Source organism: Thalassovita autumnalis (genome assembly GCF_001458255.1).
Classification (GTDB): Bacteria; Pseudomonadota; Alphaproteobacteria; order Rhodobacterales; family Rhodobacteraceae; genus Thalassobius; species Thalassobius autumnalis.
Genome location: NZ_CYSB01000023.1, coordinates 1 through 19,898, shown reverse-complemented (window position 1 = coordinate 19,898; position 19,898 = coordinate 1). Strand labels below are relative to the sequence as shown.

At 59.5% G+C, this 19,898-nt stretch carries 21 protein-coding genes and 1 tRNA gene; 14 read left to right on the top strand and 8 right to left on the bottom strand.

Annotation, left to right across the window (positions count from 1 at the left end):
- Nucleotides 1-24 precede the first annotated feature (24 nt).
- The 8 genes from TL5118_RS05450 to TL5118_RS05415 all read left to right on the top strand — a co-directional run bounded on the left by TL5118_RS05450 (nt 25) and on the right by TL5118_RS05415 (nt 7,690).
- Entirely contained in the window at nt 25-1,026 is a 1,002-nt protein-coding gene (locus tag TL5118_RS05450) for a branched-chain amino acid ABC transporter permease (RefSeq protein WP_058242472.1), read from the top strand.
- Nucleotides 1,026-1,253, top strand: a complete 228-nt coding sequence (locus TL5118_RS05445) for a hypothetical protein (protein WP_058242473.1) — start codon at nt 1,026-1,028, stop codon at nt 1,251-1,253. Before TL5118_RS05450 ends, TL5118_RS05445 begins: the two co-directional genes overlap by 1 nt.
- A 6-nt stretch (nt 1,254-1,259) precedes the next feature.
- Nucleotides 1,260-2,336, top strand: a complete 1,077-nt coding sequence (locus TL5118_RS05440; protein WP_058242474.1) for a branched-chain amino acid ABC transporter permease — start codon at nt 1,260-1,262, stop codon at nt 2,334-2,336.
- Between the two features lie 84 nt (nt 2,337-2,420).
- Nucleotides 2,421-3,704: an ABC transporter substrate-binding protein gene (locus tag TL5118_RS05435; RefSeq protein WP_058242475.1), complete on the top strand. Its 1,284-nt coding sequence runs from the start codon at nt 2,421-2,423 to the stop codon at nt 3,702-3,704.
- 77 nt (nt 3,705-3,781) lie between these two features.
- Nucleotides 3,782-4,606, top strand: coding sequence for an ABC transporter ATP-binding protein (locus TL5118_RS05430; RefSeq protein ID WP_058242476.1), 825 nt, complete (start codon nt 3,782-3,784; stop codon nt 4,604-4,606).
- Nucleotides 4,607-4,703: 97 nt separating this feature from the next.
- Entirely contained in the window at nt 4,704-5,924 is a 1,221-nt protein-coding gene (locus tag TL5118_RS05425; protein WP_058242477.1) for a phenylacetate--CoA ligase family protein, read from the top strand.
- A gap of 168 nt (nt 5,925-6,092) precedes the next feature.
- A complete protein-coding gene (locus TL5118_RS05420) occupies nt 6,093-6,611 on the top strand; it encodes a hypothetical protein (protein ID WP_058242478.1) in 519 nt (172 codons plus the stop codon).
- Nucleotides 6,612-6,616: 5 nt separating this feature from the next.
- A complete protein-coding gene (locus TL5118_RS05415; protein WP_058242479.1) occupies nt 6,617-7,690 on the top strand; it encodes a peptidoglycan-binding protein in 1,074 nt (357 codons plus the stop codon).
- An 84-nt stretch (nt 7,691-7,774) separates the two neighbouring features.
- Here TL5118_RS05415 and ykgO read toward each other — a convergent pair whose 3' ends face one another.
- Nucleotides 7,775-7,900 carry a type B 50S ribosomal protein L36 gene (gene ykgO / locus TL5118_RS05410; RefSeq protein WP_035255927.1) on the bottom strand — a complete coding sequence of 42 codons (126 nt, stop codon included), beginning with the start codon at nt 7,898-7,900 and terminating at the stop codon, nt 7,775-7,777.
- A 69-nt stretch (nt 7,901-7,969) separates the two neighbouring features.
- Nucleotides 7,970-8,044 (bottom strand) — tRNA-Val (locus tag TL5118_RS05405).
- A 206-nt stretch (nt 8,045-8,250) separates the two neighbouring features.
- Between TL5118_RS05405 and TL5118_RS05400 the strand changes: the two genes are divergently transcribed.
- Complete coding sequence (locus TL5118_RS05400) at nt 8,251-9,072, top strand: N-formylglutamate amidohydrolase (RefSeq protein ID WP_242601732.1); 822 nt, start codon at nt 8,251-8,253, stop codon at nt 9,070-9,072.
- 13 nt (nt 9,073-9,085) lie between these two features.
- Here TL5118_RS05400 and TL5118_RS05395 read toward each other — a convergent pair whose 3' ends face one another.
- The 3 genes from TL5118_RS05395 to TL5118_RS05385 form a co-directional block, all read right to left on the bottom strand.
- Nucleotides 9,086-9,544 carry a carboxymuconolactone decarboxylase family protein gene (locus TL5118_RS05395; protein WP_058242481.1) on the bottom strand — a complete coding sequence of 153 codons (459 nt, stop codon included), beginning with the start codon at nt 9,542-9,544 and terminating at the stop codon, nt 9,086-9,088.
- Nucleotides 9,545-9,568: 24 nt separating this feature from the next.
- Nucleotides 9,569-10,069 carry an RrF2 family transcriptional regulator gene (locus TL5118_RS05390; RefSeq protein ID WP_058242482.1) on the bottom strand — a complete coding sequence of 167 codons (501 nt, stop codon included), beginning with the start codon at nt 10,067-10,069 and terminating at the stop codon, nt 9,569-9,571.
- Nucleotides 10,070-10,188: 119 nt separating this feature from the next.
- Entirely contained in the window at nt 10,189-11,457 is a 1,269-nt protein-coding gene (locus tag TL5118_RS05385) for a DNA polymerase IV (protein ID WP_058242483.1), read from the bottom strand.
- Nucleotides 11,458-11,522: 65 nt separating this feature from the next.
- Here TL5118_RS05385 and TL5118_RS05380 point away from each other — a divergent pair, with 65 nt between their 5' ends.
- A complete protein-coding gene (locus tag TL5118_RS05380) occupies nt 11,523-11,984 on the top strand; it encodes an NUDIX hydrolase (protein ID WP_058242484.1) in 462 nt (153 codons plus the stop codon).
- Here TL5118_RS05380 and pyrF read toward each other — a convergent pair.
- Both pyrF and TL5118_RS05370 read right to left on the bottom strand, forming a co-directional pair.
- Complete coding sequence (pyrF, locus tag TL5118_RS05375; RefSeq protein WP_058242485.1) at nt 11,981-12,676, bottom strand: orotidine-5'-phosphate decarboxylase; 696 nt, start codon at nt 12,674-12,676, stop codon at nt 11,981-11,983. The genes TL5118_RS05380 and pyrF overlap by 4 nt on opposite strands.
- Nucleotides 12,677-12,801: 125 nt before the next feature.
- The gene (locus tag TL5118_RS05370) at nt 12,802-13,056 is read right to left on the bottom strand and encodes a hypothetical protein (RefSeq protein ID WP_058242486.1); all 255 of its coding nucleotides are present in this window, start codon (nt 13,054-13,056) and stop codon (nt 12,802-12,804) included.
- A 248-nt stretch (nt 13,057-13,304) separates the two neighbouring features.
- Here TL5118_RS05370 and clpB point away from each other — a divergent pair, with 248 nt between their 5' ends.
- Both clpB and dgt read left to right on the top strand, forming a co-directional pair.
- On the top strand, nt 13,305-15,923 hold the full coding sequence (gene clpB / locus TL5118_RS05365; protein ID WP_058242487.1) for an ATP-dependent chaperone ClpB: 2,619 nt from the start codon (nt 13,305-13,307) through the stop codon (nt 15,921-15,923).
- 77 nt (nt 15,924-16,000) lie between these two features.
- Nucleotides 16,001-17,341: a dGTP triphosphohydrolase gene (gene dgt, locus TL5118_RS05360; RefSeq protein ID WP_058242488.1), complete on the top strand. Its 1,341-nt coding sequence runs from the start codon at nt 16,001-16,003 to the stop codon at nt 17,339-17,341.
- Between the two features lie 99 nt (nt 17,342-17,440).
- Here the strand turns inward: dgt and TL5118_RS05355 are convergent, their stop codons facing one another.
- Nucleotides 17,441-17,899: a DUF302 domain-containing protein gene (locus TL5118_RS05355; RefSeq protein WP_058242489.1), complete on the bottom strand. Its 459-nt coding sequence runs from the start codon at nt 17,897-17,899 to the stop codon at nt 17,441-17,443.
- Between the two features lie 217 nt (nt 17,900-18,116).
- On the opposite strand from TL5118_RS05355, the gene msrP reads away from it, so the two are divergent.
- On the top strand, nt 18,117-19,025 hold the full coding sequence (gene msrP / locus TL5118_RS05350) for a protein-methionine-sulfoxide reductase catalytic subunit MsrP (RefSeq protein ID WP_058242490.1): 909 nt from the start codon (nt 18,117-18,119) through the stop codon (nt 19,023-19,025).
- 9 nt (nt 19,026-19,034) lie between these two features.
- Nucleotides 19,035-19,637, top strand: coding sequence for a protein-methionine-sulfoxide reductase heme-binding subunit MsrQ (gene msrQ, locus TL5118_RS05345; protein WP_058242491.1), 603 nt, complete (start codon nt 19,035-19,037; stop codon nt 19,635-19,637).
- Nucleotides 19,638-19,898: the final 261 nt, after the last annotated feature.

The following is a 19,898-nucleotide window of genomic DNA, read 5'->3' as shown; positions in this document are numbered from 1 at the left end:
TCAACTGTTTAAGGGGGCGTAACGATGCCTGAACAGCTACTCTTTGGGGCAGAGGTTTTCCTGAACGGCCTGATGGCAGGCGTTCTCTATGCTCTCGTCGCGCTGGGCTTCGTCTTGATCTACAAGGCGTCCGGCATCTTCAACTACGCGCAGGGTGTTATGGCCCTGTTTGCGGCGCTGACGCTGGTGGGCATCATGGAGGGGCAGATCCCCTTCGCGCATCTGATCAACGCCATCCTTGGCACTGAGGTGCATCACTTCGGCTGGCATGTGAACGCCTTCTTCGGCATCATCATCACGATGGCTGTGATGGTTGCCTTGGCCTGGTGTGTGCAGCGTTACGTGTTCCGCCATCTGGTGGGGCAGGAACCGATCATCCTGTTCATGGCCACTATTGGTCTGGCCTACTTCATGGAAGGCCTCGGCGATATCATGTGGGGCTCGGACATTAAGAAGCTGGACGTTGGTCTGCCGCAGGGCGGTAGCTTCTGGATCGAAGAAAACACCCAGTGGCTGGGCTTCGGCAACGAACGGTTCTACGGCTTCTTCCTGGATCAGTTGGACATTATCGCAACCGGCATCGCCGTTGTTCTGGTGGCCGCGCTGGTGCTGTTCAGCCAGTACACCAAACAGGGCCGTGCGATGCGTGCGGTGGCAGATGACCACCAGGCCGCGCTGTCTGTCGGTATCTCGCTGAACTTCATCTGGGTGATGGTCTGGTCGCTTGCGGGCTTTGTCGCGCTGGTTGCCGGTATCATGTGGGGCGCCAAATCGGGCGTGCAGTTCTCACTGTCGCTGATCGCGCTGAAGGCACTGCCGGTTCTGATGCTGGGTGGCTTCACCTCGATCCCCGGGGCGATTGTCGGCGGTCTGATCATCGGTGTGGGTGAAAAGATGTTTGAGTTCATCGTCGGCCCGATGGTCGGCGGCGCAACCGAGAACTGGTTCGCCTATGTGCTGGCGCTGGTCTTCCTGGTGTTCCGTCCGCAGGGCCTCTTCGGCGAAAAGATCATCGAGAGGGTCTGATGCAGAAGCTGATCGCCATCATAACTGTGGTGTCCTGGTCGGGGTTCTGGTCCTTCGGTTACATCGCCTTGACGGCGACTAACCTGACAGATCAGCAGATCCTGACCGCCACCAGCCTGGCTGGACTGGGCTTCTTGACCGGGATTGGGGCCTATCTGGCCCTGTCCAAAGGACAAACCATCAACAATACCGCGCTGAATTTCCGCCACGCGCCTCAGGAAGGGTAAAGGACCATGTTTTATCGTGAAGCGGGTGACTTTAAGACCACCTATGCCGATGACAACCAGACCTTCCCGATCAAATTTGATCGGTACCGGTACTACGCTGTCCTGTTCTTTGCCTTCCTGATCGTTCCCTTTGTCATCAATGACTACTGGGTGAACGCCGTCTTCATGCCGTTCCTGATCTACTCGATCGCGGCGATCGGCCTGAACATCCTGGTGGGCTATTGTGGTCAGGTGTCGCTGGGCACCGGGGGCTTCATGGCAGTGGGCGCTTATGCGGTCTACAAGCTTATGACAGCCTTCCCCGAGGTCAGCATCTTCATCCATATCCTGCTGGCAGGTGGTGTCACCTCTTTGGTGGGGGTTGCGTTTGGCCTGCCGTCGCTGCGGATCAAAGGGTTCTACCTTGCCGTGGCAACACTGGCGGCGCAGTTCTTCCTGGTGTGGCTGTTCAACAAGGTGCCGTGGTTCTATAACTACTCGGCTTCTGGTCAGATCTCGGCGCCCGAGCGGACGGTGTTCGGCATTGCCGTGACAGGCCCGAACACCGCTGCATGGGCCACCTATCTGTTCTGCCTGATCTTTGTGACGATCTGTGCGCTCATCGCACGGAACCTGACACGCGGCACCACGGGCCGTAAGTGGATGGCCATTCGTGACATGGACATCGCCGCCGAAATCATCGGTGTGGACCCGCTGAAATCGAAACTGTCGGCCTTTGCTGTCAGCTCGTTCTTCATCGGTGTCTCTGGCGCCCTGTTCTTCTCGGTCTATCTGGGCGCGGTTGAAGTGGGTGAGGTTTTCGGCATCAATAAATCGTTCCTGGTTCTGTTCATGATCATCATTGGTGGTCTGGGCTCGATCTTTGGCTCCTTCGCTGGCGCGGCCTTCCTGGTCTTGCTTCCGGTACTGCTGAAGAACGTGCTGGTGGGCATGCTGGGCTGGCCGACCGATCTGGCGGCGCATCTCGAATTCATGATCGTGGGGGCTCTGATTATCATCTTCCTGATCGCGGAACCCCATGGCCTTGCCCAGTTGTGGCGCGTGGCCAAGGAAAAACTACGGCTGTGGCCCTTCCCGCACTAAGCGCGGGGCCACATCCACCGCCAGATGAGAGGAGTGTCTGGCGACCGACGAACATCGGACTAAACCAAGGGAGGAGTGTTACCGATGAAGACCAAACTGATCACCGCAGCCGTTGCTGCAATGGTGGCGGCCAGCCCCGCAATTGCGGACCTGACCTTTACCTCGCTCAGCTACCGGACCGGCCCCTATGCTGCAAACGGCATCCCGTTCGCAGATGGCTACGCCGACTATTTCACCCTGCTGAACGAGCGTGACGGCGGTATCGGCGGTGAAAAGATCAACTTCCTGGAATGTGAGACCGGCTATAACACCGAAAAAGGTGTGGAATGCTACGAGTCGACCAAAGGCGAAGGCACCCTAGTGTATCAGCCGCTGTCGACCGGTATCACCTACCAGCTGATCCCCAAAGTGACCGCAGACGGCATCGCCATGCACACCATGGGTTACGGCCGGACCTCGGCGAAGAACGGTTCGATCTTCTCGAACGTGTTCAACTACCCGATCAACTACTGGGATGGTGCCTCGGTTGCGATCAACCACCTGCTGGACGTCAACGGTGGTGACCTGAGCGGCAAGAAAGTGGCGCTGGTCTATCACAACTCGGCCTACGGTAAGGAACCGATCCGTACCCTGGAAGAGCTGTCGGGCAAGCACGGTTTCGACCTGAGCCTGCTGGCCGTTGACCACCCCGGTCAGGAACAGAAATCGCAGTGGCTGCAGATCCGCCGTGAGCGTCCTGACTATGTGATCATGTGGGGCTGGGGCGTTATGAACCAGGTCGCGATCCAGGAAGCTGTGAACATCCGCTTCCCGATGGAAAACTTCATCGGCGTTTGGTGGTCGGGTTCGGAAAACGACGTGAAGCCGGCTGGCGACGCGGCGAACGGCTACAAGGCTGTAACCTTCCACAACGTTGGGTCCGACTTCCCGGTGTTTGACGACATTCAGAAATATGTTGTCGACGCAGGCAAAGCGGCCGGCGCTGGCGATCAGGTTGGCACCGTTCTCTACAACCGTGGTCTCTACGCTGCCTATCTGGCGCATATGGCCGCTGAGAAAGCTCAGGAAATTGCCGGCAAGTCCGACATTTCTCAGGGTGACATGATCAAGGGCATGGAAGCCCTCGAGGTCACTCAGGAGCTGATGGACAAGCACGGTCTGGCAGGCTTCGGCCCTGACTTCACTGTGACCTGTGAAAACCACGGTGGTCCGGGCCTCGGCGCGGTACAGCAGTGGGATGCCTCGGCCGGTGAATGGAGCCTGATCTCGGGCTTTGAACCGTCGGACAAAGACGTGATCGACGCGCTGGTTAAGGAAGATTCCGAAGCCTACGCCGCCGAAAACAACATCGAAGCGCGCTGCAACTAAGCGCTCCTCCCTGTCCGGCTGCATCTGCGGGTGCGGCCGGACCCCTGAACAAGAGTTAATCGGAAAGTAGACACGAGATGCTGGACGCAGGACGCCCCCAAGAGACCCTTCTAGAGGTCAACAACATCGAGGTGATCTATAACCACGTGATCCTGGTGCTTAAGGGCGTGTCCCTGAAGGTGCCCAAAGGCGGTATCACCGCGCTTCTGGGTGGCAACGGGGCGGGCAAGACCACCACACTGAAAGCGATTTCCAACCTGCTGCATTCCGAACGCGGCGAGGTGACCAAAGGCACCATCACCTATCGCGGTGAAGGCGTGGCGGACCTTAGCCCGGCAGCGCTGGTGGACAAAGGTGTTATTCAGGTGATGGAAGGCCGTCACTGCTTTGAACACCTGACCGTCGAAGAAAACCTGATGACCGGCGCCTATACCCGCAAAGACGGCAAAGGTGCAGTCGATGCCGATCTTGAGATGGTCTACAACTATTTCCCCCGCCTGAAAGAACGCCGCAAAAGCCAGGCCGGCTACACCTCGGGTGGTGAGCAGCAGATGGTGGCCATTGGCCGCGCCATCATGAGCCGCCCTGAGACCATCCTGCTGGATGAACCCTCGATGGGTCTGGCGCCGCAGCTGGTGGAAGAGATCTTCAACATCGTGAAGAACCTTAACGAAAAAGAAGGCGCAACTTTCCTGCTGGCGGAACAGAACACCAACGTGGCCCTGCGGTTTGCCCATTACGGCTACATCCTGGAATCGGGCCGTGTTGTGATGGATGGCCCTGCCGCAGATCTGCGCGAAAACCCGGACGTCAAGGAGTTCTACCTCGGCATGTCCGACGAAGGCCGCAAGAGCTTCCGTGATGTGCGTTCCTACCGCCGCCGGAAGCGTTGGCTGAGCTAATAGCACTCCTGCCGGGCGGCTGCAGCTGCCCGGTTCCCCAAACTCCCCCAAATAGTCCCCAAATAGGGTGCAGGCACCCGACCCGGAGTAACCAGATATGAGCCGTTTCTTTGACGAACTTGAAACCCGTAAGCCGGAGGCCCGCGAAGAGGCCTATGCCAGCGCGCTGCCTCAGCAGGTGGCCCGTGCGCAGGCTTTGCCGGGTTATGGGGGCAGCCTCAGCGCTGTTGATGCGGCGGTGGTGACCTCGGTTGCGGATCTGGCGAGCCTGCCGGTCTTGCGCAAGTCCGCTCTGGTTGAGGCGCAAAGCACCTCCTGCCCGTTTGGTGGCCTGACCACCCGTGCCCCCAGCGGCTTCACCCATATCTTTCAGTCGCCCGGCCCGATCTATGAACCGGGTGGCGGCGAACATGACTGGTGGCGCATGGGCCGCTTCCTGAATGCCTGTGGCATTGGTCAGGGCGACATCGTGCAGAACTGTTTTGGTTATCACCTGACGCCTGCGGGCATGATCTTTGAAAGCGGCGCGCGTGCTGTTGGCGCGGCGGTGCTGCCTGCCGGCACCGGCCAAACCGAATTGCAGGCCCGTGCGGCCCATGACGTAGGCGTCACCGCCTATGCCGGGACACCGGATTACCTGAAGGTGATCCTTGATAAGGCCGACACCATGGGCCTGAAGCTGAACATCACCAAAGCCGCCGTTGGTGGCGGTGCGCTGTTCCCCTCGCTGCGTCAGGAATATGCGGATCGCGGGATTTCCTGCCTGCAGTGCTATGCCACCGCGGATCTGGGTAACATCGCCTATGAATCTGAGGCGATGGACGGCATGATCGTGGATGAGAACGTGATTGTTGAAATCGTCCGCCCCGGCACCGGTGATCCCGTTGCCCCGGGTGAAGTGGGCGAGGTTGTTGTGACCACCCTCAACCCCGACTATCCGCTGATCCGATTTGCCACGGGTGACATGTCCGCGGTTCTGGAAGGCGAGAGCCCCTGCGGCCGCTCCAACATGCGGATCAAGGGCTGGATGGGCCGTGCGGACCAGACCACCAAGATCAAAGGCATGTTCGTCCGGCCCGAGCAGGTTGCCGCATTGGTGGCCAAACATGATGAAATCGCCAAGGCCCGCGTGATTGCCGGGCGCGAAGGCGAAATGGATGTGATGACCGTCCAGATCGAAGCCGAAGGCGGCAGCGCCGACCACTATATGCAGACTGTGGTCGATACGCTGAAGCTGAAGGGCAAGATTGAAGTGGTTGCCAAGGGCAGCCTGCCCAATGATGGCAAGGTTATCGACGATCAACGCGTTTACGAGTGAGGGTGTTTTCCCCTGTCAGAACTGATCTGAGGCCGGGCATGTCCCGGCCTTTTCTTTTGTCGTGACCTCTGGCCTGCGGGATTTGGCCGAAATCAGAGGCACTTGGTAAAAACCATACGCTTGTTTTGGCCACCGGGTTAGGCTGGGGCAAACGATGGGAGGTCTGAGATGAAGATCCTGCGCACCATGATCACTGCCTTAGTAGCCGCGGCCGGGGCGGCCGGGCCTTTGTGGGCTGCGGATATCGCCCTGGTGTTGACCAACCGGGTCTATGCCGATGGTCAGGAAACAGCGGCGCTGCGGTTTGACCAGATCAGCCGACAATTGCGCGATGCCGGGTTTCAGGTGATCGGCGGTGACAATCTGGTGGCCCGTGTGATGGCTGACCGCGCGGCTGAGTTCCGTGACGCCCTGGCCGACGATGCGGAGCTGGAGCGCGCCCTGATCGTCCTGTCAGGGCGGGTTTTTGCAGGCGAGGGGGACAGCTGGTTTCTGGGACGTGAGGCGGGCGAGGTTTCAGACCTGACTGCCGCACAGCAGGGTCTGTCGCTTGCCGTTCTGGATGATCTCTTGGCGGACTATCCCGGGCAAAGCTTGATGGCGGTTGCACCGGCATGGCGCAGCCGCAAAGCACCCGGTCAGGGCCTGCGAGTTGGCCTGGGGGGCATCAGCCGGGGCAGGGGGTGACCCTGATGTCAGGGTATGGCGCGGATGTGCAGGCGGCCCTGCGGGAGGTGCTGCAGGGGGCGGAGCCTTTGGCCGATGCTGCCGCGCGGGCCCCGCATGGTGTGAACCTTAGGGGCTACCTGCCGCGCAATGCAGGCTTCAGCGCCTCTGAGCCGGATCCAGTCGACAACAGTGACAGGGCCTACTGGAGTGCGGTGCGCGATATCAACACCGCCGCCGGCTATCAGGCCTACCTCAGACGGTTTCCCAATGGTCTGTTTGTGACCGAGGCTCAGCGGTTGTTGCAGGGTGCGCAAGACACCCCGCAGCAACAGGCCGCCGCCGAGGAAAAAGCGCTGAACCTCAGCCGCAATGACCGTCGGTCCGTACAGCGTGATCTGACGCTGCTGGGGTTTGACACTCGTGGCGTCGATGGTGTCTTCGGGCCGGGCACCCGTGGTGCGATCCGTGCCTTTCAGCGCAGCCGTGGGTTTCGCGACACAGGCTATCTGACCCGTGCCATGGTCACCCGTCTGGTGCGCGATGCTGATGCCCGCCGCAAAGAGGTTGAGGCAGAGGATCGCGCCTATTGGCAGCGCACCGGCATTACCGGGGTGAAAGAGGATCTTGAGGCCTATCTGGAGCGATATCCCAACGGCGTGTTTTCCGAAGATGCCCGCGACCAGCTGGCGGTGATCCTTGCCGAAGAGGCTGAGGTCGCCTTTCGCGAGGCGCAGCAGCTGGACACCGTAGTGGCCTATCAGGACTTCCTGCGCCGCTATCCCAATGGGCCGCTGGCTGAGCAGGCCCGCTCACGCATTGATATCCTGCAGAACACAGGCACAGGACAGACGGCCACCGACACCCAGGTTGCCAAGGACAAGGCTGAGGAACGGGTGGTTGCCTCAAACCCTGTGGCGCGTTTGCTGATTGAGCGGGCGCTGGAAAAGGTGGGGCATAATCCCGGGCCGGTGGATGGCCGTTTTGACCAGCGCAGCCGCCGCGCCATCAAGGCGTTTCAGCGCAGCGCCAAACTGCCCCGCACCGGCTATGTCAGCCGTGATACAATGGCGCGTCTGACCGCCGCCAGCCTGCGCTAGCTGCGGCTGGTGGCTCAGGACAAAAGAAAAGACCGCTTCGAAAACTCGAAGCGGTCTTTTTCATGCTCACAGGAGCGCGTCAGTTTAGCCCTGACGAGCTTTGAAGCGACGCTGCGTCTTGTTGATGACGTAGACGCGGCCCTTACGGCGCACGATACGGCAGTCGCGATGACGCTGCTTCAGCGAGCGGAGCGAGTTCTTGACCTTCATGGGTCTTCTCCTTCTTCGCGGCGCGTCTTGCGCCTGGGTTGCGGGTCGCCCCATAAGGAGCGAAGTAAATGGTGGGCGGTACAAGGATCGAACTTGTGACCCCTTCGATGTCAACGAAGTGCTCTACCGCTGAGCTAACCGCCCATATCTAAACCGTGCAGGCCGTCCCCTCTCAATGAAAGGGGCGCGGAATTCCGCGCCGGTTGCGGTTCTATAAAAGGAGTCGTTGGGGGTTTCAAGGGCTTTCGAGCAGAAGATTTTTCCGGCTATGATATTTCTCGAACAAGGAGACGCCAGTGCCCCGATCTGCCCCCCGAGCTGCCTATGAGATTGTCCATCCAGACAAACGCGTGACAAGTGTTGTTTTTGCCTCCCCCCATTCCGGCCGGGACTATCCGCACAGCTTCCTCTCTCGCACGATTCTGGATCAACATACCATCCGCAGTTCGGAAGATGCCTTTGTAGACAGGCTCTTTGACAGTTCAACCCGTTTTGGTGCCCCTTTCCTGAAGGCCGGTGCGCCGCGTGCCTTTATTGATATGAACCGCAGCGCCGAAGAGTTGGATCCGGCCCTGATCGAAGGGGTGCGGGGCGGCGGGCATAACCCGCGAATTGCCTCCGGCTTGGGAATCATCCCGCGTGTGGTCGCCAACGGTCGGATCATTTACAGCGGCAAAATGAGTCTGGCTGAGGCGCAGGCGCGAATCTCGGACTATTACCGGCCATACCACACTGCGCTTCAGAAGCTTTTGGACGAATCGCACGCCCGCTTTGGTGAGGCGATTCTGATAGATTGCCACTCCATGCCGCATGAGGCGGTGGATGGCGTGGTGCGCGCCGGTAAACCACGGCCTGAGATCGTGCTGGGCGACCGGTTCGGGGCTGCGGCGGATGGTGAGATCGTGGACCAGATCGAAACCGCATTTCTGGATGCTGGCCTGAAGGTGGCGCGCAACAGCCCCTTTGCCGGTGCCTATACCACGTCGCATTACGGCCGGCCCTCACGTCGCCAGCATGCGGTCCAGATTGAGATCGACCGCTCGCTCTATATGAACGAGCGGCTGATTAAGCCCAATGCGGACTTCAATGCCTTCCGCAGCCTGCTGCGCGGTGTCATTGCCCGTATCGCCGAGATCGGCATGCGGGGGGAACAACGACTGGCGGCGGAGTGATCCGGGGCTTGGGTTAGGCCGCTGCAGCATCCGCGCCGGCGTGAACCGCGCGGAATGCAATCGACAGGCGGTTCCACGTGTTGATCATGGTGATCACCGCAGTCAGCTGGATCAGCTCCTGTTCGCTGAACAGGGCTTTCATCGCCTCATAGCTTGCGTCATCCGGGGTCTCGGCCCCAAGGCGGGTCAAAGCTTCGGTCCAGCCAAGGGCCAGCCGTTCCCGGTCTGAGTAGAGAAAACTGTCATGCCAGGCAGAGGTCAGGTAAAGGCGCTGTTCGCTTTCGCCGTCTTTGCGGGCCTCACGGGTATGCATGTCAACGCAGAAGGCGCAGCCATTGATCTGTGAGGCACGTAGTTTCACCAGATGCATCAGGCTCTTTTCCAAACCAGCGGATTCAATTGCGGTGTTCAGAGCCAGGAAAGCTTGCATAAGGTCAGGGGCCGCAGCCCAGTGATTTAGACGCGGTTGCATGGAAATCTCCTTTTCCGTTTGGTGCTAGGTCTTCTGTGGGCGCATCTGCGCCGTGAAATAGTTGTCGGCCCGCTCCACGACCCGTGGGTCGCTGGTAGCCAGAAATTCCGAGTTGAGATCGGCGATGGTGGTTTGCGACAGGGCGGCGCGATAGGCCTGTTCAGCCTTCAACATGGCGCGGTTGATGTTGCAGGGCCGCGGAAAGGCCGAGGGGCCGGGCGCACAGGGGCCGTTGCGGCGGATTTCCTTGCAGCGAAACGCGGGCTCCGGCCCCTCAACCGCCAGAACAACATCCAGCAGCGTGATCTCATTGGCCGGGCGGGCCAACCGGTAGCCGCCTGTTGGGCCGGGCACCGAAACCAACAGGTCGGCTTTCACCAGCGCTTTCAGGTGTTTCAGCAGGTAGCTGGCGGACACACCGTGAAACTCAGCCAGATCGGCCGCTGCCATCACGGCCCCCTGCGGCAGGCCGGCAACGGCTGCGGTGCAGTGGATCGCGGTTTCTACCCCATCACTTAGCTTCATGGCGGTCCCTTTCTGGTGCAGCGCTTGTGGCCAGATCCTTGCGGATGATTCGTGGATAAAATTTATCCATGATTAAGGCTGACCGCAAGAGCGTTCAACTGGAACTTTGAAATAGGGGATCACCGCAGGGCGCGGCCCTTTTTGATGGCGTCTTTGCCAAAGCGTTCGCGGATTGCATCGGTGGCGCGTTCCGCCTTGCTGCGGGTTGCGGCCTCCGGATCCAGCAGATCGCCCGCCAGCCCCGCCTGCGACTCGGGCACCAGATTGGACAGACCAACACCGATCAACCGGTAGGGGCCCGGCCCCGGCACTGCATCAAACAGCGCGCGCGCCTCATGATAAAGGACATCCGCCAATTGGGTGGCATCCCGCAGGGTGTGGCGGCGGCTGATGGTTTTGAAATCATCGGTCTTCAGTTTCAAGGTGACCACACGACCGGCCAGATCGCGCGCCTTGGCGCGGTCTGCCACTTTCTCGGACAGGCGCCAGATGTGGCCATCCAGAATGTCCCGGTTTGAGGTGTCTTCGAAAAAGGTGGTCTCATTCGAAATCGATTTGATCGGCTCACGCGCGTTCACCGACCGCCGGTCTTGCCCCCGCGCCAGATGATACAGGCGATCACCCATCTGGCCGAAGCGTTTGAACAGATCGTCACGGTCCCAGCGCAGCAGGTCGGTAAAGGTGCGAATACCGGCCCGGTCCAAGGCGCCCTGCGTCGCCGCACCAACCCCCCAGATCATGCGCACGGGTTTATCATGCAGGAAATCGGCGGTTTCAGCCTTGCCGATCACCGAAAACCCGCGTGGCTTTTCCAGGTCCGAGGCCACTTTGGCCAGAAACTTGTTGTGGCTCAGCCCGATGGAGCCGGTGACACCCAGCTCCTCCTGCATCCGCTTGACCAGACGCGCCAGCATCACCGCAGGCGGGGCGCCGTGCAGCCGGGCGGTGCCGCTGAGGTCCATGAAGGCTTCGTCCAGGGACAGCGGTTGGATGGCGGGGGTCAGCTCCTCCATCATCGTGCGAATTTGACGGGAAACCTCCACATAAACCTGCATCCGGGGCTTGATCACGACGGCATCGGGGCACAGCTTTAGGGCTTGGAACATCGGCATCGCAGAACGCACACCGCGAATACGGGCCACGTAACAGGCGGTGGACACCACCCCCCGCCTGCCACCGCCAATGATCACGGGCTTGTCGGCCAGCTCCGGATTGTCGCGCTTTTCAACCGAGGCGTAGAAGGCATCGCAATCCATATGAGCGATCGACAGGTCAAACAGTTCGTCATGGGCCACCACGCGCGGCAACCCGCAACTGGGGCAGCGCAGGATTCCGCCGGATTTGGGCGGGTCGAACTGGGTCAGACAGGATTTACAGAGCGCGGGCATGGTGCCTAGGTGTTTGGCGTGAACAGGTGGTGAACATAAGCGATGCTGCCGGGCGAGGAAAGGCAATGACGGTGGAGAAGTCAGAAACCAAGACAGAAACCAAGACGGACGCGCAGCCTGCGTTCAGGGGTACCAAGCTGTTCCTCTTTATTGGGGAGCGTCTGGCGGTGTTGCTGCGGGATGACAAACCAGACATTCCCTGGCCCGATTACTGGGATTTTCCGGGCGGCGAGGCGGAACCGGGCGAAACCCCCGAGGCCTGCGTTCTGCGCGAAACCGTCGAGGAGCTGGGGCTGGAGGTGCGGCTCAGCGCCTTGGAGTGGTCGCGGCAATTTCCATCGTCGACAGGTGTGCCGGAATGGTTCTTTGCTGCACATCTGCCCGAGGAGCGGGGCAAGGAGATTGTGTTGGGGGATGAGGGGCAGGGCTGGGCGCTGATGGCGCCAGAGGAGTATATCACCCACCCCAAAGCCATCCCGCATTTTGCGGAACGGCTGGCGATGTATCTGAAAGAGCGCGGCGTTTAGACCGCGGCCATTTCGGCCAGAATGGCCTCGGCTGCGGCGCGCGGGTTTTCGGCCTGCCAGACCGGGCGGCCAACAACGATGTGGTCGACGCCGTCTTTGACAGCCTGCGCCGGGGTAGCGACGCGTTTCTGATCGCCAAGGGCTGCGCCCGTCGGGCGGACACCGGGGGTCACGATCAGGCGACCTTCGGCCTCAGGCAGGGCGCGGATCAATGCGGCCTCCTGCGGGGAGGCGATGATGCCGTCTGCGCACGCTTCAAAGGCTTTGGCTGCCCGTTCCTGCACCAGATCGCGGATGTCACCAGGTTTGATCAGCGCGCCGTCCAGATCCGCGCGGTCCAGTGAGGTCAGGATGGTGACGGCGAGGATCTTCATATCCTTGCCCGCGGCACCTTCTTTGGCGGCTTTGACCACATAGGGGTCGCCATGCACGGTCAGGAAATCCAGATCAAACTGCGCCAGACCGCGCACCGCGTTTTCCACGGTGGCGCCGATATCGAACAGTTTCATGTCGAGGAAGATCTTCTTGCCGTGATCCTGCTTCAGCTCATTGGCCAGCGCCAGACCGCCGCCGGTCAGCATGCCCAGACCGATTTTGTAGAACGATACGGCATCCCCCAGCTGTTCGGCCAGGTTCAAGCCCGCCAGGGCGTTGGGAACATCAAGGGCTACAATGAGGCGATCGTCGGACATTTGGGCGCTCCTACGGCAGGTAAAACTGCGCCCTTTTGCCGGGATAGACCGGTTTGGTCAAGGTAAGGAAGGCCGCCGCGCGCCCTTCCTTTGTTGGGAAATTCACCAGAGGAATTCTGTTGGCCTTAGGCCAGCATCGGATCCGCGTCACGAATGCTGGTGTCAAAGGAGAAGGTGCGACGACCGGTGCGATACTCAGGCATGCGGGCCAATTGGCGCAGTGCCTCAGAAATCAGCGCCAGGCGCGGGTTTTTCAGCCCCTCCTTGGGGATGGAACAATGCATCTGAACGTTGCCCTGATCGCAATGAAAGGACACAAAACCGCGTGCCTCGCCCTTGGCGGTGTTCAGGTCAGAAACCTCAATCTGAGTAATATGCATTTTCGCCTCACTGTTTTACATGGCTACCGTTTGCGGTTCTTGGCGGGGTTTGGGGCAGCCTACCTCACGTGTGTTAAGAACCTCTTGCGTTGAAAATACGGCAGCAATTGCAGAAATTTGAGACCTTCTGAAGTATGGGTCTTGAACGCATTAGGGACTCCCCCCACCTTGAGATTGAGGCCCGATACCGGGGCGTGCCGCAAAGCGGGCGCCACACCTGACCGGGCGCTTGCAAAAAGGAGAGAACGATGGACTTGAACAAGTTCACGGAACGTGCGCGTGGCTTTATTCAGGCTGCGCAGACAATTGCGATGCGGGAAAACCACCAGCGTCTGGTGCCCGAACATCTGTTGAAAGCCTTGATGGACGATGATCAGGGGCTTGCCGCCAACCTGATCCGCCGCGCCGGCGGCGCACCTGAACGGGTGATCGAAGCCGTGGACGCCGCGGTTGCGAAACAGCCGACGATCTCAGGCGATGCAGGCCAGATTTACATGGACAATGCCACCGGCAAAGTGCTGGCTGAGGCTGAGAGCATCGCTAAAAAGGCGGGTGACAGTTTTGTGCCGGTCGAACGGCTGTTGATGGCGCTGGCTTTGGTGAAATCCAAAGCCAAGGATGCCCTGACTGCCGGTGCCGTGTCGCCGCAGACGCTCAACAGCGCGATCAATGATATTCGCAAAGGGCGCACGGCTGACAGCGCATCCGCCGAAGAAGGCTATGACGCACTGAAGAAATACGCCCAGGACCTGACCGAACGTGCTGAGCAAGGCAAGATTGACCCGATTATCGGCCGCGACGAAGAGATCCGCCGCTCGATGCAGGTGCTGTCACGCCGGACCAAAAACAACCCGGTTCTGATCGGCGAGCCTGGTGTGGGTAAAACCGCCATCGCCGAAGGGCTGGCGCTGCGCATCATCAATGGCGATGTGCCGGAATCCCTGCGCGACAAGAAGCTGATGGCCCTTGATATGGGCGCGCTGATCGCCGGGGCGAAATACCGTGGTGAGTTTGAGGAACGCCTGAAGGCCGTTCTGACCGAAGTGACTGAAGCTGCAGGAGAAATCATCCTTTTCATTGATGAAATGCACACCCTTGTGGGGGCGGGCAAATCCGATGGCGCAATGGATGCGGCGAACCTGATCAAGCCTGCTTTGGCGCGCGGTGAGTTGCACTGCGTTGGCGCGACCACGCTGGATGAATACCGCAAATACGTCGAAAAAGATGCGGCCCTTGCCCGCCGGTTCCAGCCAGTGATGGTGGAGGAGCCGACGGTGGAAGACACCATCTCGATCCTGCGCGGCATCAAAGAGAAATATGAGGTCCATCACGGCGTGCGGGTCTCGGATTCGGCGCTGGTGGCAGCGGCAACCCTGTCACACCGCTATATCACCGACCGTTTCCTGCCGGATAAGGCGATCGATCTTGTCGATGAGGCCTCTAGCCGTCTGCGCATGGAGGTCGACAGCAAGCCCGAAGAGCTGGATCAGCTGGATCGTCAGATCCTGCAGATGCAGATCGAGGTGGAGGCGCTGAAGCTGGAAGATGACGTTGCCTCAAAGGACCGTCTGGAAACCCGTGAGAAAACCCTGGCTGAGCTGCAAGAACGCAGCGCCGAACTGACCGCCACCTGGCAGGCGGGCCGGGACAAGCTGGAATCGGCCCGAGAGGTGAAGGAACTGCTGGATCAGGCCCGTGCACAGCTGGAGATCGCCAAACGTGAGGGCAATCTGGCCCGCGCAGGGGAGCTGTCTTACGGCATCATTCCGGATCTCGAAAAGAAACTGGCAGATGCTGAGGCACAAGAAGGCTCGGGTATGATGGTCGAAGAGACCGTCCGCCCGGAACAGATCGCCTCGGTCGTTGAGCGCTGGACAGGCATCCCGACGGCCAAGATGCTGGAAGGTGAACGTGAGAAGCTGCTGCGGATGGAGGAGGACCTCCATGCCCGTGTAATCGGACAAGACGCGGCGGTCACCGCTGTCGCCAATGCGGTACGTCGTGCACGTGCGGGCCTTAACGATGAGAACCGGCCGCTTGGTTCATTCCTGTTCCTTGGCCCGACCGGTGTTGGTAAAACCGAGCTGACCAAAGCCGTGGCTGAGTTCCTGTTTGACGATGACAGCGCCATGGTGCGCATCGATATGTCTGAGTTCATGGAGAAACACGCGGTGGCCCGTCTGATCGGTGCCCCTCCGGGCTATGTGGGTTATGATGAAGGGGGCGTGCTGACCGAAGCGGTGCGTCGCCGTCCCTATCAGGTGGTTCTGTTTGATGAGGTCGAAAAGGCCCACCCGGATGTCTTCAACGTGCTGCTGCAGGTGCTGGATGACGGTGTGCTGACCGATGGTCAGGGTCGCACCGTGGACTTCAAGCAGACGCTGATCATCCTGACCTCAAACCTTGGGGCGCAGGCGCTCAGTCAGCTGCCCGATGGGGCGGATGCTGCAGATGCCAAGCGCGATGTGATGGATGCTGTGCGGGCCCATTTCCGGCCTGAGTTCCTGAACCGCCTGGATGAAACCATCATCTTTGACCGTCTGGGACGTCAGGACATGGACGGGATCGTCGATATCCAGCTGCGCCGTCTGGCCAAACGGCTGGCGGCCCGCAAGATTACGCTGGATCTGGACAGTGCCGCGCAGACCTGGCTGGCGGATGCTGGCTATGATCCGGTGTTTGGTGCGCGGCCCCTGAAGCGCGTGATCCAACGGGCGCTGCAAAACCCACTGGCGGAGATGCTGTTGGGTGGCGATGTCAAAGACGGTGACACGGTCACAGTCGGCGCTGGAACTGAGGGTCTGATTATCGGTGATCGGGTCAGCGCCAGCAACAAACCGCGCCCGGATGACGCGGTGGTTCACTAGCATCCATTGCTTGCGTAAAAGATGACGGGCCTGCCCTATGGGGCGGGCCCATTTATAATGAAGAACGAGGATGAGCGATGAACTGGCAACAGCTGCTGAACACGGCGCGGTATAATGGCAGCGGCGGTGCGGAACGGCCGGATCGCCCCAACCACGTGCAGGATGCTGATCGCATCATCTTCTCCGCGCCCTACCGGCGTTTGGCCAACAAGACGCAGGTGCATCCGCTTTATGATATCGATCATCTGCGCCATCGCATGATCCATTCGCAGGAGGTGGCCAGCGTGGGCCGCAACCTGGGCATGCTGGTTGGCCATTGGCTGGAAACCGAAGGCCACATCGCACAGGGTGAGGCCTATAAAGTGGCCGGCACCGTACATGCGGCGGCTTTGGCGCATGATATCGGCAACCCGCCGTTTGGCCATTCCGGCGAAGCCTCCATCGGGCGCTGGTTTGCTGAAAAGTTCGAAGAGCCGCGCAGCGTGTTTAAAGGCATCGACAGCGCCCGCTGGGAAGAGTTCATCAAGTTCGAAGGCAACGCGCAGGGCTTTCGCATCCTGACCCGGTTGGAGATGTATCGCGGCGATGGCGGCATGCGCTTGTCAAATGCGGTATTGGGCGCCTTCACCAAATACCCGATGACGGCGGCGGTTCAGGCCTCTCTGACGGATGAGGCCTATGTGGGGGCCAAGAAATTTGGTGTGTTTGAGGCTGAGGCACCGCTTTTTTCGGAGGTCGCAGCAGCGCTGGGCCTGAAAGAAGAGCAGGGGGAGGGTGGTCAGCGTTGGTGGCGGCGTCACCCGCTGGTCTTCTTGGTCGAGGCGGCGGATGACATTTGCTACAATATTGTCGATCTTGAAGACGGGTTTTCCGCTGGCGATCTGCCGTTTGAAAGGGTCGCCACCCTGCTGGAGGACCTGATCAAAGATGAAAACGCACGGGATCAGTCCAGCTATAGCGACTATGAAAAGGTTTGCTACCTGCGCGCCCGCGCCATCGGTAAGGCGATTGACGCCTGTGTTGAAGCGTTCCAGCATAACTATGATGACATCATGGCCGGGCGGTATTCGGGCGAGCTGATCGCAGATTCGCGTTTGGGTCCGGAATTTGCCCAGATCAAATCCGCCGCAAAACAGCAGCTGTTCACCGCCCCCCGCAAAACCAAACTGGAGGTGCGCGGCCGCAATGTGATCCGCGTTGTTCTGGATGGGATCCTGCCGGTGTTCGAAGCACTGGAACGCGCCGGTTGGGATGAAAGCCAACTGCCGGATTATGAACGCCAGCTGGTGCGCGCGGTGGCCTTGGACCTGCGCGATGTGCGCAGCAACTATGAGGCGCTGCATGCGATGACCGATTTCGTGTCCGGTATGACGGATCGCTATGCGGTTGAGGTGGCGGAACTGCTGTCCGGCACCTGAGGCAATCCAAACATCACCTCTGATATAAGAACGCCCGGTGCAGTCCACTGCCCGGGCGTTTCACACTTTATATATATGCCGCGCTACAGATCGCGCCGATCATTCGCCAATGGCGGACTGCACGATACTGTCCAGCAGCACCTCAACCTCTTTCATCGGGCCATCGGGGAAGCTGCGGTAGCCGATGATGGTTTCATCTTCTTTGCCAGCCAATGTGGCGACAAAGATGTCATAGGGGCAGAAGACGATATTCATCGGATCGGCCTCCATCACCTTGCGGGACAGTTTAGCTGAACAGAAGCTGTAGACCTCAGCCTTGTCAAACAGGATGACGTCTGAGCCGACATCAGCGCGGGTGCGTTCCAGCATATCGCCTACATGGCTGGTGCTGTCGATCACCAGACCTTCGTCTAGGATCGCGTTTTCCAGACCAAAGATCACATCGTCGATGTCTTGATTGGTGGTGTAGCTGATCATTTCCCCCGCAAGGGCTGTTGTTGCGCTGAGGCAAACGGCGGCAAGGGATAGGGTGAATTTACGGTTCAGGATGTTTCTCATTGGGGCGCTCTCCTCCTGTGGCGTCGTGCAGCCGGTTCACCCCGGCAGGCTGAGGTTAACGCCTTTGAGACCATTCACACTGACATAGGTCAAGACATATTAGCGATCTTCTATATGTTCGAATGTTTCAATGCCGCCACGCCAATGTGAGAGGATGTGGTTTGGTGTCGCTGGCCGCAAGGCTTAGGTTTCCTGCAACGAATAGAAAGGACTTCCTATGGCCGGACGCTGGAAAAACGACCTGAGTGAAAATGACGTGACCCCTGAGGGCGCATATCTGTCGCGGCGTAGTCTGCTGGCGGGCATGGCCGGTGTCGGGCTGGCTGGCGTTGCGGGTCTGCCCACCGCCGCGCGGGCCGAGGCGCTGAAAGCCAACACCTTTGAAGAGATCACTAGCTACAACAACTTCTATGAATTCGGCACCGGCAAGGATGATCCGGCGAAATATGCCAGCGCCCTGACCACCAGCCCCTGGACAGTCAAGATCGATGGCATGGTCGATAAACCCGGCGATTATCAGTTCGAAGACATCATGGCCAATATGACCATTGAGGAACGGCTCTACCGTTTCCGCTGTGTTGAGGCCTGGTCGATGGTGGTGCCGTGGAACGGGTTTGAACTGGCCGATCTGTTGAATATGGCGGGCGTTCAGTCACGGGCCAAATATGTGGCTTTTGAAACGCTCTATCGTCCTGACGAAATGCCGGGCCAGAAAACCCGCGTGTTGAAATGGCCCTATGTGGAGGGGCTGCGCCTGGATGAGGCGATGCATCCGCTGACCATTATGGCCACGGGTATCTATGGCAAAGACATCCCTAACCAGAACGGCGCGCCGCTGCGTTTGGTGGTGCCGTGGAAATATGGCTTCAAGTCGATCAAATCAGTGGTGCGGATTACCCTGACCGACAAAGAACCACCGACCAGTTGGAACCGGGCCAATGGGCGCGAGTATGGCTTCTATAGTAATGTGAACCCAGAGGTGGACCACCCACGCTGGTCGCAGGCCTCGGAGCGGCGCATTGGTGGCGGTCTGTTTGCCAAGCGAATCCCGACCCTCAAGTTCAATGGCTATGAGAGTGAGGTGGCCAGCCTGTATAAAGGCATGGACCTCTCGAAATACTTCTAAGGGGGAGTGATGGTAGATCTCATCAATCGGCAGGCGCGCAAGCTGCCCACCTGGGTGGTTTACCTGATCGGTTTCCTGCCGATGCCCCTTCTGTTCTGGCAGGGCATCACTGGGGCGCTGGGCGCTGATCCGGTGAAAGCGCTGGAACATGAATATGGCGAACTGGCGCTGCAGCTGCTGATCCTTGGCTTGGCGATCACCCCCGCCCGCCGTCATCTGGGTCTCAACCTGCTGAAGTTCCGCCGGGCGATAGGCCTCCTGTCCTTCTTCTATGTGCTGGCGCATCTTCTGGTCTGGGCCGTGCTGGATGTGCAGACACTGGGGGCGGTCTGGGCCGACATTGTCAAACGCCCCTATATCACCATTGGCATGGCGGGCTTTGCCCTGTTGCTGCCGCTGGCTGTGACTTCAAACAACAGATCGGTTCGGGCGCTTGGGGCAGGCTGGCGCAAATTGCACAAGCTGACCTACCCGGCGGTTTTGCTCGGCGGCATCCATTATGTCTGGCTGGTGAAAGGCTGGCAGTTGGAGCCCCTGATCTATCTGGCGGCGATTCTGTTCCTCTTTGCCCTACGGTTGCCAAAGCGGCGGAAAGCGCGAGTCGCAGCCTGATCTGGCGAGTAACCCCTCTCGTTCACAGTGATTGAAAGAGCCCCCGAGTCGCGGATCATCCCCGACTCGGGGGCTCTTTACCTTCCGACTCGGCGTTCTATATCCCGAGTCTGGGGGTAATCTTGTGGATAACCATGCAGCCGGCTGTGTCTCTTGCCGCTGTGCAGCATGTTTTGGTCTGTTTTGCATTGATGTGCCAACTTCACCTCCTTCTATGTTATTGAATTCATTTATTTTTTGATCTTTTTTGTGATTTTTGTG

Excerpts from the sequence above, each read along its gene's own strand:
- TL5118_RS05450 (WP_058242472.1), top strand. The coding sequence starts at position 25 with ATGCCTGAACAGCTACTCTTTGGGGCAGAGGTTTTCCTGAACGGCCTG.
- TL5118_RS05445 (WP_058242473.1), top strand. The coding sequence starts at position 1,026 with ATGCAGAAGCTGATCGCCATCATAACTGTGGTGTCCTGGTCGGGGTTC.
- TL5118_RS05440 (WP_058242474.1), top strand. The coding sequence starts at position 1,260 with ATGTTTTATCGTGAAGCGGGTGACTTTAAGACCACCTATGCCGATGAC.
- TL5118_RS05435 (WP_058242475.1), top strand. The coding sequence starts at position 2,421 with ATGAAGACCAAACTGATCACCGCAGCCGTTGCTGCAATGGTGGCGGCC.
- TL5118_RS05430 (WP_058242476.1), top strand. The coding sequence starts at position 3,782 with ATGCTGGACGCAGGACGCCCCCAAGAGACCCTTCTAGAGGTCAACAAC.
- TL5118_RS05425 (WP_058242477.1), top strand. The coding sequence starts at position 4,704 with ATGAGCCGTTTCTTTGACGAACTTGAAACCCGTAAGCCGGAGGCCCGC.
- TL5118_RS05420 (WP_058242478.1), top strand. The coding sequence starts at position 6,093 with ATGAAGATCCTGCGCACCATGATCACTGCCTTAGTAGCCGCGGCCGGG.
- TL5118_RS05415 (WP_058242479.1), top strand. The coding sequence starts at position 6,617 with ATGTCAGGGTATGGCGCGGATGTGCAGGCGGCCCTGCGGGAGGTGCTG.
- ykgO (WP_035255927.1), bottom strand. The coding sequence starts at position 7,900 with ATGAAGGTCAAGAACTCGCTCCGCTCGCTGAAGCAGCGTCATCGCGAC.
- TL5118_RS05395 (WP_058242481.1), bottom strand. The coding sequence starts at position 9,544 with ATGCAACCGCGTCTAAATCACTGGGCTGCGGCCCCTGACCTTATGCAA.
- TL5118_RS05390 (WP_058242482.1), bottom strand. The coding sequence starts at position 10,069 with ATGAAGCTAAGTGATGGGGTAGAAACCGCGATCCACTGCACCGCAGCC.
- TL5118_RS05385 (WP_058242483.1), bottom strand. The coding sequence starts at position 11,457 with ATGCCCGCGCTCTGTAAATCCTGTCTGACCCAGTTCGACCCGCCCAAA.
- TL5118_RS05380 (WP_058242484.1), top strand. The coding sequence starts at position 11,523 with ATGACGGTGGAGAAGTCAGAAACCAAGACAGAAACCAAGACGGACGCG.
- pyrF (WP_058242485.1), bottom strand. The coding sequence starts at position 12,676 with ATGTCCGACGATCGCCTCATTGTAGCCCTTGATGTTCCCAACGCCCTG.
- TL5118_RS05370 (WP_058242486.1), bottom strand. The coding sequence starts at position 13,056 with ATGCATATTACTCAGATTGAGGTTTCTGACCTGAACACCGCCAAGGGC.
- clpB (WP_058242487.1), top strand. The coding sequence starts at position 13,305 with ATGGACTTGAACAAGTTCACGGAACGTGCGCGTGGCTTTATTCAGGCT.
- dgt (WP_058242488.1), top strand. The coding sequence starts at position 16,001 with ATGAACTGGCAACAGCTGCTGAACACGGCGCGGTATAATGGCAGCGGC.
- TL5118_RS05355 (WP_058242489.1), bottom strand. The coding sequence starts at position 17,899 with ATGAGAAACATCCTGAACCGTAAATTCACCCTATCCCTTGCCGCCGTT.
- msrP (WP_058242490.1), top strand. The coding sequence starts at position 18,117 with ATGGCCGGACGCTGGAAAAACGACCTGAGTGAAAATGACGTGACCCCT.
- msrQ (WP_058242491.1), top strand. The coding sequence starts at position 19,035 with ATGGTAGATCTCATCAATCGGCAGGCGCGCAAGCTGCCCACCTGGGTG.